Genomic DNA, 14,219 nt, shown 5'->3' with positions numbered 1-14,219 from the left:
AGCAAGCACGGGCTGAGCGCCCGTGAGGAGGCATGGTGATCTTGACCATTGGGCTCCGGACTGGTGAGGTGGCGTATTCAACTGTCAGGCCAGGTGATTGGCCACTTCTGGCCGTCTTCTTGCCAGGCTTCGTCCGGTGGCGCACTGTCGTGGAATCGGCACACATCTGGAGACTTTCATGGCCGTCCAGCACCGCATAAACAGCCGAAAATCGTTCGAGCAGGTCACGGCTGGCCCATACGAGGTCTCCGCGCTGTACTACTACCAGTCTCTCGACTGCCTGGTGGACCTGGCCTATCGGATCGCGGAGGACTTTTTCGCGCGGCCGCATCTTTACACCAACGTCGGTGCCGGGAGGGGCGGGCGTCCCCTCGCGCCCAGTCTCGCGCGCTTCCATGCCCGCTATGGGACTCACGAAAAGCTGCCGTCCAAGGCGCATCGCGAAGCGATCTTTGCGCCCATCTTCGGGGCGCCCGGCGGGGCCACCGACTTCCAACGGTTGCGCAATGAGCTCGTTGAAGCATCCGCCGCCTACGCATCGCGCGTGTTCGACGAGGGCGTGGAGATGCTCAGGGAGCGGGTCCGCACCACCCACAGGCCGTTCAAGGAGTACCTGCGCGGGTTGAACGGCGACTCACTCCGGTGGAGCGCGGAGGAGGCGTTGAGCGAGATCACCGAGAGCGTCAGCTACCGAATCCTGCGGTCCGATGGCATTGTTGCCGTCTTCGGCATCGCCCAACGGCCGCGGGACGAGTGGCCCTATGTTGAGGACAGCAACGGGGACAAGGCAGTCGAACAGATCTCCCGCACGCTGGCCGGGAGGGCGACGGACAGCTCCTCGCAGTCATGGATATCGCGCGAAGCCATCAGCAACCGGCAGCGCACCGCGCTACGCGGCGCGGAAGCTATCGCCGCGGTCCTCGAGTACGAGGAATCGATGCCCAACGATAAGCTCATCGCCCTCATTACCGCCTGCTACACGTGGGGCGCGGCGTTGCGCACTCAGGCCGGTTCAGGCCTGGGGCCCGGCGGCGGAATGTCGGCATCCCAGCGTTCACCGCTCGCCGATGGTGGGCGTACGGTGACGACCGCATACGACCTGCTGAACTGAGTAGGGCGTCGAGCATGAGAGCCCGTAGCTTTGTGATCTCGCGTACCACCGGCCAGCCGGTGGCAGGGGCGCCCATCACGGCCAAGGCCCGGCAAGGCGGCGTCGTCACCACTCTGGCGATGCTGGCGAGCGACGATGTCGGCTACGTCTCCTTCGACCTTCCCGACGACCAAGAATGGTCCGACGTCTGGTTGGAAGCGGTGGGAGACCCGCAGGCGCGTTCGTTCCTCCTGACGTCGGGTGACGTAGGCAAGACCAAAGCGGACGGAAGCAAGGGCGAAGGGAACGGAAACAGGACAGCGCCAGCAAAGCCGACCGAGGACACCGTCGACTTCGACCGGACCGTCTCGGTGCTCCAAGTGGATCCGGCGATCCTGTCATTGGAGCGTAGTAGCACGCTGCCGTCGATTCAGGGCTCGCCGGACGCCCGGGACTATTCGTTGTCACCGGCGTCGTTCCTCACCCCTCGCAAGATCAAGATCGGCGACCGCGACTGCGCTATCCCCGTCCGCTCGAACATGCCCGTGCACACCGTGCGCTTCACCCAGATCGTGCGACGCCCTGCACAGCCGAGGACGAGGGAGGTCCAGGAGGGCCGAGAGCCCGCCGACCGCGATCAGCGGGGCACCAGCGCACCGGTCCTCGATCTGTTCGACGACCCGAAGGCGCAGCCGAACCTCAAGGTGTTGGCGTGCGACATCCTGGAGTACGAGCAACAGTGGTTCGATCTCGGGGAGACGCTCGGCACGATCCTCTACAGCCTGCCGCTCGCTCCGTGCGAGTCGGTGGACATCGCGGTGATCGAAGCGTCCCGTTCCGACGACGTGGCCCGGACCGATTCGGCGGCCGCCGGCGAGCATCTGGAACACTCTCTGTTTCGTGATCGCGGCATCACCGACTCGGTGGACGGTGCTCTCAAGGAGTCTCAAGGCGGCTGGTCGTTCATGGCCGGGCACGGCGGGGCTTACAGCGGATCCTTCCCCATCGGGAATTTCGGTGCTACGCACGCGATCGGGTACGGCACCAGCCGCTCATGGGGCGAACGCAAACTACACGGGGAATCCGCTCAGGACCTGCACGACTCGACCGTGCAGTCCACCGACCTGGTTCGCAGTCTCAACAGCACGGTCATTGTGCACGGCACGCAAGCCGAACGCCACCAGCTACAGACCCGGACCATCACCAACCACAATCACTCGCATGCGATGACGGTCCAGTACTACGAGGTCCTGCGCCGCCTTCGGCTGCAAACCCGATTCGTGCGGACACGTCCCGGGGTTTTGGTCCCCTACCGTGGCCTCACGTTCACCACGGCCAGGCCGACCGTGAGTTGGATTGGGGACCTGGTGCAGCTCTGGAAGATCACCGATCCGGAACGGAAGGAGCTTCATCTCGTCAACCGCGTGCGCCCGATGCTGCTGGACGATCTTCTAGAGCCGCGCCTGCGGGAGAACTTCGACGCCGTACGCAGACTGTTGTTCTTCGATGCAACGTTGCCGCCTCAGTACTTGCCGGGCGACCCGGGCGACTACACGATCACCGGCCTCAAACTCACGCTGCGCCGGGGCCAGTGGGGCACCGGCGCCGATACCGTGAGCATGCAGCTCATGGTTGACGACCAGCACGGTGTGGAGTTCGCGCAGCCGATCGAGCCCCACAACAAGGTCTACGCTGATCGGCCGATCCTCCGGGACAAGGGCTGGTGGGGAGACGACTCAGCGTTCGAAGACGAGCCCCGCCCGCTCGGCCCGTTCACCTTCAGGTTGAAGTCGCCTACGGCGAGGTCCCGGCTCAAGGAGTTCCGGATCTTGTGGGAGCCAGAGGGTGTCGACGACGATCTGTCGTTGAAGGGCCTCAAGGCCGTGGCCTTGAAGGCAGACGGCAGCGAGGACGTTCTGGTCGACGAGTCGGTGAACCGGGTCTTCACCAAGGAGAACGCCGTCCGGTTCGAGCGCTTTCCGATCAAGCCAGTCCCGTCGCCGGAGGAGGCCGGCCCCGACGTCTCGACCGCGGCCGCTTACGCGCGCCGCAGCCAAGACGTCGCGCTGGCCTGGGAACTGATCACGCACCTGAACGACCATCGCGATCACTATTCGCAGTTCCTGGCCTCGGTGAAGGACCCGTCGTGGTTCGCGGACGCGCTCGATGCAGAGTTCGGCTCCTCGGGCTCGATCCGCGACAGCATCGACGCCGTGCCGGTGGCCGTCTGCGGGCATCACCTGGCCTTCCCGTTCAACCCCTCGGAGCAGCCCAGCGCGCAGCCCGCGCCCGCAGCGCCAGAACCTACGATCGTGAGCCTGCCCACCAGAGGGGTCTTCGCCGAGGTTCAGCTGAGCTCGTGCAACGCCTCCGAGAAAAGGGACATCACTCGGCTCTGGAACTGGCAAGAGCAGGCCCAATGCGAGCGGCCACCGAGCATCGAAGGCGTCTCCCCCGGGTTCCGCGGGCAGGCCCCCGGCGTCGAACCAGCCCAGCTCCCGAACGCGGTCGTCCAAATCACGCAGCCACCCGCTGCACCTGATCCGGTGGGCCTGGCGGCCGCTCTGCAGCTCCTCGGCCGTCCGGACATCTTCCGCGACATGTCCGGACTGCAGCAGGTCAGCGATCTCCTCGATGATTTGGTCAACGGCGCAGTGAGCGGAGCCGAGGCGGCGAGCAGAGCGGCAAGCGCCCGCAACGCTCTGCCAGCGGACCCGGCGAGCAACGGGCGAGGCGGGGGGATGAACCGTTCAGCACCGTCAACGCCGAGCCCGCAGCGGCAGGTCGACGCGCTAGACGCCATCAAGTACGCCCAAGAGCAGGGCCTCATCGACGAGCAGCAGGGCAACAACGCCGCAGTGGGCGTGCTCGGCGGAGAACCACTCGCCGGGGTCGAGTTGGCTGCGGAGATCCTGCCCGACTTGCGAGCCTGGGAGTCCTTGCTCCGGTTCCGGGTGCCTGCAACTATCCAGGACGCGTTGCGCCCCCGCGATATCCACGTCCAGGTGTTTAGCGAGGCGCTCGGGCCTATCAGCCTGGACTACTTGCCGGTGCACATCACCAAGTTGCCCACAGTCGGCAGCAAACAGCTCACACCGGCCGAGCTTCTTCGCACCGTCCGCCTGGGGATGACGGGCCCAAGCCCCATATTCGTCAACCCCTCGTACAGCACATTCGAGCCGTACGCCGCACGCGACAAAACGAAGTGGGAGTCGTCGGACCCTGCCGGATCGGTCATCTTCATCAACATCCCAGGTTTTGACAACGCCTCCGTCGTACTCAGCGCGATCAACCAGGAGCAGTGGATCTTCAGTACCGTCTATGCGAACGAGGACCGACCCGGCGGGAAACCGCAGCAACATCCGGTGAGCGGCAACCGGCAATTTGGCATCAAGCCGACCGAGTCGGGAAGCTGGATCTTCTACACGCGGGGTGCCGACCGCACCTCCGGCTTTCTAGAAAGCATCGGCAGCGGTATCACCTTCAATCTAGCCGACATGCTGTGGTTCAGCCTTCAGGAGCGGGTCGAAGCGTGGGTCCGGGCTCACGGTGGCGCCGCGCAGGCACTTCCCAAGGAGGGCGGCCGGTACCGGTGGGCACGCGTACGCGACACCCTCGGCCTGCCGGTGGAAATCTGACGCTAGAAATCCTGACAGCCGGCGCCACAGTGACGGGGGGCTTTCGGGGCGAGGAATCGGCAGACAGCCGTTGGCGCTGAGAACGATCTTGACTGCCCACCTGACCGAGCGGGCCGACCGAGTCGGCGCTCTGGCAGAAGCCCGGCGTGCCGTACGACCGGGCGCTCCGCTCCCGAACGCGTCCCCAGCCGCCAGGTACGCAGGAACGGACTTTAGGGATGAGAAGGATCTTGTAATTAGATGATGAAGGGCGTCGCTTTCTGGGGGAGGATGCCCTTCATCGGTCGTGGTCGGATACAGGGTGGCTGGCGGCCTCTCCCCAGACGGCACGATCATCTGGACCTCCGGCAGCCTGCCCGGCAGGAGTCACGACCTGACCGCCGCCCGCCTCTGGGGCATCCTGCCCGCGCTGGAGCGGGCCGGCATCCTCACGCTCGCGAATACGGGCTATCAGGGAGATGACGGGCCGTCATCACACCGCAAAGGGGAAGAACAAGCCCGACTCGCATTGGCAGGCCAACCGTGTCCACGCACGTCTGCGGTCCCGGTGAGCGAGCGAATGCCCAGCTCAAGAGCTGGCGTATCCTCCCCGCTGTTGCTCACACAAGGCCGGACATCTCTCAAAGCCATCGCCGTGCGACAGACCTACGAGCTCACCCGAGGATGAAAAGGGTTCAGTCACACGGTGAAGTATTGGTTGAAGCCCTCGTCGTCCAGCCCGCCGAAGACGGAGGGAATGACAAGGAGCAGCAGCATGAACAGCGGCCCGACAGCGAGGATGTTCTGCCGAACTACATGCCGGGCGAGCCCAGCGAGCGCCCGGTCCTCGTCCGCGGTCACGGGCCGGCCGGTGGCGGCCGCCTGCGCGTAGACCCACTCGCGCTGCCGACGGACGTGGGCCAGGTTGTTCTTCATCACGTACTTATACGCGTCCCCCATCAGCGCGAGGTAAAAGATCACGAGTCCCCACCAATTGGCCAGCCCTTGCACGTGCGAGAAGAAGAACGTCGGCACCCACGCCACGCTGACCGAGAGCACCAGCACGACGAAACTGTCCTGCAGGATTCCGTGGAGAGGCCGGTTCGGAGTGAACTGCCGCGGCGGGTGCACGCCAGGCAAGGTACGCGCGGCCAGAGTCGGGATCAGCAGGCAGGCCCCGGCGCCGACGAACAAGCCGACCAAGCCGGGCAAGACACCGCGGCCGGTGGCGGACGACTGCAGCGCCGGACCGGTCATCCATACGGTCGCCGCCGCGCTAGCGAAGCCGCATGCCACGGCGACTGTCCGTTCCCCCCACCCGATGACCACGTTCTGTAGGTATCCGGCGTTACTGATGATCCCCTCGGTGACGAAGCAGAGCGTCACCAGGCCCGTCAGGGCGGCCAGAGCTATCGGCACCCAGCCCGCAAATCCCTGCTCGCGGATCGACGCCCCCAGAGCGGCGGCGAAGCCGAGGCACAGCGCCGTAACCAGGGCGTGTCGGATGCCGCGGCCGACCGGCAACACGGCGGCGAGGGCGAGCCCGGCACACGTCACGGCGACGATTGCGACCACGCCACCGAGGCGAAACACGTCCGCCTGGGATACCGACCCAGGAGTCCAGTCAGCGGCCGGGGTCGTGCTCGCGGCGAAGACGATACTGGCCAGAATTGTGCCGACATAGGCGACCACCATCCCGGCATACGCCTGCCACTTGAACTCGCTGAGGCGCGGCGCCATCGGGCCGCCCTGCTCGGCCTTGATGACCAGGTTGAACTGGGCCCGAACGGACCGGCCGGTGACCGTCACGAACAGGGCGGCGGCCACCACCCCAGCCAGGTTGACGGCCAAGGGGTTCACGGGCTGGTGGGCGGCGAAGTACTGGCCCGCCAGCGCGTACCCGACCACCGGTACCATGGCGAGGGGAATTACCCAGGTCCACAGCGGATCTGCTTTGTCGTCGCGCAGCAGCCGGAGCCCGAGGGTCGCTGCCAAGACGAGCACGACGCCGACGGCGGCAGCTGTGATGAGCTGGCGCGGCGCCGCCGCCGCCGTCACGGCCTGATAGATCGGTCCGACGGCGCAAACGAGCAGAATCGCGGAGAGGACGCACCGCTGGGCCACAGTAACCGCAGTGAGCGCGCCAGCAGCGAAGACGCCCGCCAGCCCAGCGATGACTACGACTAGCGCGATCCACAAGTCGTACCGCAGGTCGTGGGGGAACGCATAGGCGAGCGCGCCAGCCGGCAGCAGCGCCGTAACCACCAACTGGGCCGCCCGGCCAAGCAGCCGCCACCGCGTGGCAAACCCGAGCAGCACGAAGGCCGATACGGCACTCGCGCCGAGGTGCAGGGCCAGCAGCCCCGGCACGTCGCGGGAGGTCGCTGCGTTGTCCACGGCGACCAGCGCCATGAAGCCGAATACCGAGGCCAGAGTGCCGACCGCCCCCACGGACCGAATCCGCGACTCGACCACTGCAGGCGCCTCGCCGCGCAGCCGTACCACCACGGCGATCGCGGCGCCCGCCAGAAACGCCATGCCCAGTGCGAAGAAGACAGCATGCCACCAGCCGGGCAGGTTGAAGTAGTGCGGCCGCGGCAGCGTCCAATTAGCCCGTGGCCGTGGGTTCAGTAGCCACTGCGCCTGTATCGCGGCGCCAGCTAAGAAGATGCCCACCGCAGTGAACGCGACGGCCCGCCGGCGGAACGCGATGACGCCGCCTGACGCACGCACGAGCGCGTAGCTCAGCAGCGGCAGCAGCAGGCCATCGCCGACGGTGGCGGACCGGAACGTAAATAGACCCGGCAGGCCCTCGGCACCCAAGCCGAACACAGAGAATACGGTGAGCGCGCCGAAGCCGAGCACGGCGACTCCGACGGCGACTCGGAGTGCAACGAAGGGCGGCGCGAGAAGACTTCGGTCGACAGGCGGAACAGCCATGCGGGCGACTCCCGACGCGCGTATTCGGGCGGGCAGGAACCCATCGTCTACCAGACTCATCTCTGCTGGACCATCTTCGGAGCAACTGGACCATCTCGGAGCAAGTTGCGGTCGTACCGGCGCCACATCAGGCAACGTTCGCCCTATTGAGGAAGTAGGGGCGGAGGCCACGGCCCTGCTACCCCCAGTGAGGCGTCGGGATTAGAAGATTTGACGACACCCTCCGACTGGGCCCCGCAAACCCTTCCGGAAATCGGACATCGAGCTACGAACCGTGACGTCAGATGGCCGGTTCCGCACACGGATTGACGACAGGATTTCCCGACAGGAAGATCGGGCTCCACCCCACCCGAGGAGAGCCCGGTGCAGATTGTCTACTCTCGCGTCTCCACCGCGACCCAGTCCCTGCTACGCCAGCGCCACATCCTCACCGAGGCCGGCCTTCTCGTGCGCACCGAAGGCGTCGCCGAGGGATTCCAGCCAGCCGACGGGGTCCTCCTCTTCGAGGACCCCGCCACCACCTCCAAGATCCCCGCGCTCGACCGGCCCGCGTTCGGCAAGATCGCAGCCAAGGCGCACCCCGGCGACACCCTGACGGTCTCGGAGCTGTTCCGGCTCTGCCGCGACCTGCTCGACATCCACGCCGTTCGCAACTGGTGCCAAGCCCGCGGCGTCGCCCTGCGCGTCCTGTCCGGGCCGCTATCGAACTTCCACGATCTCGCCGCTGGCGACGCCACCACCGCCGTCATCATCAACGTGATCACCGCTGTCGGCCAGTTCCAACGCGACATCCAGAACGAGCTCACCGTCGAGGGGATCGCCGCCGCCGAGGCCGAAGGCCGCTACCGCGGCCGCCCGCCCGCGCTCACCGGTGAGCGCGTGGAAGAGGTGCGATCGACCTATACCCAGCGGGGCACCTCGATCGCAGCACTCGCTCGGGCTCACGGGGTGAGCCGCGCCGCCATCCGAACCGCGCTCTCCGATCTGCTACCCGATCAGGGACACCCTGGCCACCCTCAATCCTCCTGACCGAGATCAATCGGCCTGAGCTGTGGGTGAGTCCTTAGCGTAGTTACCCGTCAGTAGAGTCCCGGTTCCCCAGACCCACACCAGCCCACGGCCTGGAGGGGGCCGAGATCACTCGTCGAATCCCAGCCGGGCGGGCAGTCGGTGGGTTCGAAGGAACCATCGGCTAGCTGGATCTCGCACCGGGCCGTGTCGTCGCCCTCCCTGAGGGGATCGCCGCGCCCAGGGCCTGAGGGATGCCGGCGAAGAAGACCAGGCCGATGACGATCGGGATGAGCCCGAAGACGATTGCGCCGTAGCCGCCGCCCGCGTTGTCTGCGGGCACGGTCCTGGTCGGGTCCTGCGGGTCGTAGAGCACCTCGGTCGCGTTGCCCTGCCCGGCGAACGTGGTCCGGACGTCGCTGACCACACCGGGGACCCGCTGTGCCCGCCCGGCGAACCGCTTGCCGCCGATGACCCGCTTGATCGAACCCAGAATGATCAGCATCCCGAACGCCACGAACAGCAGCGGGACGTACGTGGACAGGTCTTCCAACACAGATCTCCTTCGGTGGCCTGCACCTCTGGACCGCTGCGGACGATCACAGGTTCCCGCCGTCAGCCGATGAAGACCTCGGCGTAGCGCTGGTTGGGGACGCGGGCTTGAAGGGTCACATGCACCGACAGGGGAGGGACGGGTGGCGATCAACGTTGGCCGGATCTTTCGTCACCCTCGGCTTGAGGGAACAGAACCTCCCGGCAGCTCGCCTGGGCGGGGAGCCAAGTCGCCGAGCTCATGGCCAAGGCATATCTCACCCGCGTCGGCATTGTGGTGGAGGCGGTGCGGATCTGGCGCAAGGGAGTGGTCGTCGCCGGCTACCGCCCAGGGCACTACTTCGGGGAGGACTCGCCGTGATGACCGGGCTGGTCCCCGCCCAGGGGGCACGCTCACCTTCCCGTTCTGCGCCGCCCGCACGGTGACGTCTACAAGCGGTGGCCCGGCCTGCAGGCGGAAGAGCCGCTCCCCGCCAAGACGCTCGCTCGCCGCGGTGTCGTCCTGGTACAGCTGCCTGGTGGGGAAGGACTGCGGCCGAGTTCAACTCATGGAGACCGGCGTCCGCGTCACCGAGGCCCTGGCCGCGCAGCTCGGCGACCTCGGGCGCGAGCGCAGCCGTCGCACGCTGCGGATCGTCGCCGAGGGCGACAAGGCGAAGACACGGAAGGTGCCGCCGGCCGCCGCGCACGCGATCGACGTGTACCTGGCCGACCGTGCGGAGCGCTCGAAAGTGGCGGTGGAGCAGCTGAGTGGCCCGCTGTTCGCGTCCGGCGCAGGCCGGGATCGGGGGCTGCGCCCGCACCAGCTGCGGCACACGTTCGCGTCGCTGGCGGAGGAGTCGGGCCTCGGCTGAGGAAAATCCAGGCGCGTTTGGCCACGCGGGGAGAAAGCCCATACATCATGAAGCCCTGATGAGCCGCCTGTATTGGCATCGCGCTCGGCAACGATGCTCTGCGCGAGGCGCCCACCGGCATGGCCGCCCAGCACTCTGTGGACAGACCGCTCCCTAGGCACGCTACGGTGCTGTCGAACCAGCTAGGCCGTGTTTCATAAGGCATTGAGCCACTCGTTGATCGCGGCGATGGTGAGTGTGGCCTCGAAACGGACAGCGAGCTTGTCGTACCGGGTGGCCATGGCGCGGTTGCGTTTGAGCTGGTTAATGCCGCATTCCACAGCGTGCCGCTGACGGTAAAGAGCGGGATCGAAGGCAGGAGGTCGCCCGCCCCTGGAACCCTTGGCGCGCCGGCTGGCGTCCTGGTCGGCCTTACTCGGGATGCACGCCTTGATCCCACGCCGGCGCAGATGGCCGCGGTTGGCCTTGCTGGTGTAGGCCTTGTCGGCCAGGACTCGATCGGGGCGGGTCCGGGGCCGGCCGCCGCCAAGACGAGCGACCCGGATCTTGCTCAGCACGGGGATGAACTGCGGGCTGTCACCGCGCTGACCGGCCGTCACCAGCAGGGCCAGGGGTTTGCGGCCCTGCTCGCAGGCCAGGTGCGTCTTGGTGGTCAGCCCACCGCGTGAGCGGCCCAGCGCATGATCGTCCGGTTCGCTCTGCACCCCGCCAGGCGGTTCCTTCTGCAGGTGACTGTCCCGGCGTGCCCCGGCGGCGTGCTGATGGGCGCGGCTGATGGTGGAGTCCACGCTCACCGTCCAGCCGATCTTTCCGGCGGCGTCCGCGTGCGCCTGCATCGCGGCCAGGATCTTGGCCCAGGTGCCATCACGCTGCCAGCGGCGGAACCGGCCGTACACCGTTGACCAGGGCGCGTACACCTCGGGGACGTCCCGCCACGGCGCGCCGGTCCGGATCCGCCACCGGATCCCGTCGATCAACTGCCGCCTGCTCCACTTCGGCGGACGACCGCGGCCCGAGGCGGCGGGTAACAGCGGCTCCAGCGCTGCCCACTGCCCATCGGTCAGGTCATGCCGCCTCGTCACCGCTACGCTGGCCACGAGGTCTCCGGTACTTGGCTCTTCTTGGTCGTTGAACCAACTACCGGAGACCTCGTCGTTTATCGATGACCGCCACGCCGCAAGCCCTCAAAGACCCTTTTGAAACACGGCCTAGTGCTGTCCTCCGCGAGCGCGACCTACCGCGACGCCCACCGCCAGAGCGGCACCCGCTGCGGCTGCTACTAACCATCCCCTTTATCCGACACGGGGCTTGGGATAACAGTCGGTATCGCAGGCTTATGAGCCGATCATGCCAGCTCTTCATCGAAGATTCGACAAAACGCGCGAGTGCGGGCAGTGCGTTGATCGGCCCTGGAGCCGTCGCTGTTCATCGTCCAGTGCCGTCTACCCGCTTCCCCAGTGAAGAGATACTGGGCAAGTCGACGAATCTCTGCATCGTCCATTAGGCCGAAGTTGTGCATGGAACGCCATGGCTCGATCCAAAGATTGACAAGGATGCGAAGCCCGAGGGGCAGGTCGTCCTCGGGGCCACGCCACTGGCCGCCTGCTGCCTGTACTAGTTTCTTCGCCCCGACAACGACAAGGACACCTGACGGACATCGGTCTGCCCGACACCTACACGGAAGTCCACCGCGCCCGTCTGCTGGAGCAGATCAGGGCGGCTGGAGGCCGCGATCTCGGCATCCGCTTTTCGACCGCGGTCTGGTAGAACAAGCCGGGCTGCGACATGCTCATGCTTATCACTGGCGACCGCCGAGTAGCCGGAGGGGAGGCGTCCAAGGCAATGAGGAAATGGGTGCTGTTCCTGATGGCGGTAACGATCGCTCTTGTAGTCACTGCTGCAGCGACCGGCACCCTCCCGCAGTGGTGGGCCGCATGGGGGTTGTGGCTCACGGGGACCTCGCCTAACCAGATGCCCCTCGGTGGCTGGAGCGTGATGATGTGGGGGCGCCTCGGCAAGATCATGCAGTTTCGTCGCAGGTCTCGTCGCCATATTCGACTTCATCAACATCGACAAACTGAGAGCGTTCGGGCAGCGTGCCCGTGAACGGTACGAGTCCGGACGGGTGAGGCTCGAGGCTGCGCAGATCGCCGGAAAGGCCGACAAACTGATCCACAGGCTTTGGGGAATGGTAATCAAAGGCCCCGCAGGGGAACTTCCAGCCGGCCTGAACGTACCACCCGACCTCGCGTTCGCCATGGCTCGGCCGATCGGGTGGTGGATCAGGAAGACCCCGCGATTCTGGATTCCATCGAGGACAATCAGCCGATGTGAAGCCCGTCGGTTCCACGCGGATGTCCTACGGCACATCCGCGACGACATCAGGCACAGTAAGGGGAACCCCTACATTGCCTCCGACGAGAGCGTGCTAGAGCTCGCCCGTGACCTGGTGCAAACAAAGCTGGGCCAGTACGACGCCGTGATCAGTGAACGCCTCGAGGAACGAGCAGAGAATGCGATGCTTAAGACTGGCTGGATAGTTGCGCCCCTGATGATCGTTCCCTTCGTCCTGTGGATAGGCACCAGTTTCCTTCGTGCCCTCCATGTGCCGTTACCCGGTATGGCTTGGCTGGATTTCATCGCGCCCCTGGTGTTCTTGGCCGGTTTCGGCACCCTGATCGTCGCCAGATTGACCGTGCGCAGGGCCCTCTTCGTGACTCAACTGTTGCCTGACGGGGCTGCGGCCGTGGTGGCGCGTGCGCTGGTGGTCGCCTTCGACAAGGCGCATCCCGACCACGCGTTCCGGCTTATCGCACTGTATCTGTTTGTGGCAGGTTTCCAGCTCGACCTTCTGGCGTCGTAGTTCCTCCGAACGGGATGACGAGCCGGTGGTGTAGTCGTACTCGGTGAATGATTCGTTCCCGAACCTGGGCACTGCCGGCTGAGAGCCGCTGCTCGACGAGGACGACGAGCCGCGTTGGGGCGCCTGGTACGAGCTGTCGGAGGCGGAGCAGTGCGAGCGCGGCACGGCCGGGCTGCGGGAGCACCGGCCGTGGGCACAGCTGGGCCCGGACACCCGGTCCGAGGTCACCTTCCATCTCCGGGTGACCGTGTACGACCTGCTCACGGACGATCGGGAGGACCGGGTACGGCGCGCCGCCGACCTATGAAGCCTCCTGCGGAGTGAACCCCTTTTGAACACTGTTGCGATCTCGGCTGTACCGCTTGGATAGCGGCATGGAGAAGACAACAGCGATCTTCAAACGGCCCTGGTTCGGTGGGCGGCGGGCGCCTTTGACGACGAGGTGATCTCGCAGACGGCCGAGGTGACCTACGAGGCCCCGGGCGCTATTCCGCCGACGGGCACGAAGGCGGGGAGTCGGCTGCTCCGCCCGTAAAGGCAACGTGGCCAGCGATTGTCGCTTCAAAGCGCCATGATCTTGCAAAGGTGCGCTTTGAAGCGCCCTTTTATATGCGCCGAAAACGCGACCGAGCTGCTATTCGGCGCGCTACGATGGGCGTCAGCTCGTTGCTTGACATATCTCGGATACACGGCCGCTCTCGCGAGGAGGTCGGGCAATCCGACCCCGAGCCCCACAGGGATGACACATGAGGGGAGATCGTATGGGCACGGCTGCTGATGGCACTGGACCTGCTACTCAGGGCCCGGGGGCTCAGCTGGTGCTGTAGCCCCCGGGTAGTTAGGCGAACGCGGTCCCGTTCCTCGGCTTGCATACTGAGAGCGGGACCGCTTCGTCTGTACTCGCATCCTAGCCGATCGGGGGCCGCACTTTCCGCCGGTCGATCCAATATCGCAGATGGTTTATTTGAGAGAGATGCGCCTTGCCCATCTTTAATAATCTCCGGTTCGCCAGAAGCTTTAAGATTATGCAGTGGCGATCCGACTGCTTGACCATAACAAGTGAGGATCCGACTGCTTAACCGCAATCGGTGAGACTCGGCTTCCAACGCCATGGGGCGCCGTCGTGGATCTGTCATAGGTACGTCGGGTTTCCTCCCGCGCGTACGGTTCGGACAACACGCTGAGAGCGTCTCTCCCGCACGAACGCGAGGGTTCCGATACCACGGACCCCCGGGAACGATCTTGTCTCAGACTTCATGATCGCTAGCTAAGGCCCTGGATACCCCCGGTCCAGG

The 14,219-nt window shown here is 65.8% G+C and carries 10 protein-coding genes and 1 pseudogene; 6 read left to right on the top strand and 5 right to left on the bottom strand.

The genetic code is table 11. The features are described 5' to 3' along the window. The first annotated feature begins 178 nt into the window (after positions 1-178). From EDD27_RS15730 to EDD27_RS56510, 3 genes and pseudogenes are all read left to right on the top strand, one after another. Entirely contained in the window at positions 179-1,111 is a 933-nt protein-coding gene (locus tag EDD27_RS15730) for a hypothetical protein (protein ID WP_127933107.1), read from the top strand. A gap of 32 nt (positions 1,112-1,143) precedes the next feature. Beyond that, positions 1,144-4,728 (top strand): hypothetical protein, encoded by a 3,585-nt coding sequence (locus tag EDD27_RS15725; RefSeq protein WP_164903625.1) that lies wholly within the window; start codon positions 1,144-1,146, stop codon positions 4,726-4,728. A 316-nt stretch (positions 4,729-5,044) separates the two neighbouring features. Next, positions 5,045-5,395, top strand: a pseudogene (locus EDD27_RS56510) (transposase family protein); the annotation flags it as partial. An 11-nt stretch (positions 5,396-5,406) separates the two neighbouring features. On the opposite strand, the gene EDD27_RS15720 reads toward EDD27_RS56510, so the two are convergent. Then, complete coding sequence (locus EDD27_RS15720) at positions 5,407-7,572, bottom strand: hypothetical protein (RefSeq protein WP_127933105.1); 2,166 nt, start codon at positions 7,570-7,572, stop codon at positions 5,407-5,409. A 438-nt stretch (positions 7,573-8,010) separates the two neighbouring features. Between EDD27_RS15720 and EDD27_RS15715 the strand changes: the two genes are divergently transcribed. Then, positions 8,011-8,676, top strand: a complete 666-nt coding sequence (locus EDD27_RS15715) for a recombinase family protein (RefSeq protein WP_127933104.1) — start codon at positions 8,011-8,013, stop codon at positions 8,674-8,676. Between the two features lie 163 nt (positions 8,677-8,839). Here the strand turns inward: EDD27_RS15715 and EDD27_RS15710 are convergent, their stop codons facing one another. Beyond that, positions 8,840-9,211 carry a hypothetical protein gene (locus tag EDD27_RS15710; protein ID WP_127933103.1) on the bottom strand — a complete coding sequence of 124 codons (372 nt, stop codon included), beginning with the start codon at positions 9,209-9,211 and terminating at the stop codon, positions 8,840-8,842. Positions 9,212-9,755: 544 nt separating this feature from the next. Here EDD27_RS15710 and EDD27_RS15705 point away from each other — a divergent pair. Continuing rightward, positions 9,756-10,061: a site-specific integrase gene (locus EDD27_RS15705; RefSeq protein WP_127933102.1), complete on the top strand. Its 306-nt coding sequence runs from the start codon at positions 9,756-9,758 to the stop codon at positions 10,059-10,061. A 194-nt stretch (positions 10,062-10,255) separates the two neighbouring features. Here the strand turns inward: EDD27_RS15705 and EDD27_RS15700 are convergent, their stop codons facing one another. From EDD27_RS15700 to EDD27_RS54210, 3 genes are all read right to left on the bottom strand, one after another. Then, entirely contained in the window at positions 10,256-11,143 is an 888-nt protein-coding gene (locus tag EDD27_RS15700; RefSeq protein WP_206642146.1) for an IS5 family transposase, read from the bottom strand. Between the two features lie 263 nt (positions 11,144-11,406). Then, complete coding sequence (locus EDD27_RS58635) at positions 11,407-11,616, bottom strand: DUF6082 family protein (RefSeq protein WP_421917283.1); 210 nt, start codon at positions 11,614-11,616, stop codon at positions 11,407-11,409. A 465-nt stretch (positions 11,617-12,081) separates the two neighbouring features. Next, positions 12,082-12,237: a hypothetical protein gene (locus EDD27_RS54210; RefSeq protein WP_164903624.1), complete on the bottom strand. Its 156-nt coding sequence runs from the start codon at positions 12,235-12,237 to the stop codon at positions 12,082-12,084. Between the two features lie 249 nt (positions 12,238-12,486). Here EDD27_RS54210 and EDD27_RS15695 point away from each other — a divergent pair, with 249 nt between their 5' ends. Further along, the gene (locus tag EDD27_RS15695) at positions 12,487-12,924 is read left to right on the top strand and encodes a hypothetical protein (protein ID WP_127933100.1); all 438 of its coding nucleotides are present in this window, start codon (positions 12,487-12,489) and stop codon (positions 12,922-12,924) included. Positions 12,925-14,219 lie beyond the last annotated feature (1,295 nt).

This window comes from Nonomuraea polychroma, assembly GCF_004011505.1.
Classification (GTDB): Bacteria; Actinomycetota; Actinomycetes; order Streptosporangiales; family Streptosporangiaceae; genus Nonomuraea; species Nonomuraea polychroma.
Note: the sequence above shows the minus strand (reverse complement) of the source record. Positions and strands in the feature narration are given on the sequence as shown.